Source organism: Synechococcus sp. CCAP 1479/9 (assembly GCF_019038535.1).
Taxonomy (GTDB): domain Bacteria; phylum Cyanobacteriota; class Cyanobacteriia; order PCC-6307; family Cyanobiaceae; genus Cyanobium.
In genome coordinates this window covers 1-258 of sequence record NZ_JAFKRK010000074.1, presented here as the reverse complement: position 1 = coordinate 258, position 258 = coordinate 1, and the positions used below count along the sequence as shown (strand labels likewise).

Sequence of the window (258 nt, the reverse complement as noted above, 5' to 3'; positions counted from 1 at the left end):
CAGCTCAACTTCGACACCAGCTTCACCGGCAAGGACCTGCTCCGCACCCGTCTGCGGGCCGGTAACTTCGCCCAGTCGCCCTTCGGCCAGCCGGTCGTCGGCCTGAACGCCACCGAAGCCGGTTTTGAGGAGAACTGCGGCCTGGGCGTCGACTGCGGTGACGTGGTCGCCATCAACCGCCTCTTCTACCAGTTCCCCCTCGGCAGCAACTTCACCGCCACCATCGGTGGTCGCGTCCGTCAGGACGACATGCTGGCC

General features: G+C 66.3%; 1 pseudogene. It reads left to right on the top strand.

The window, feature by feature from the left end:
* Positions 1-258 (top strand): annotated as a pseudogene (locus tag KUG38_RS17300) (iron uptake porin); the annotation flags it as partial.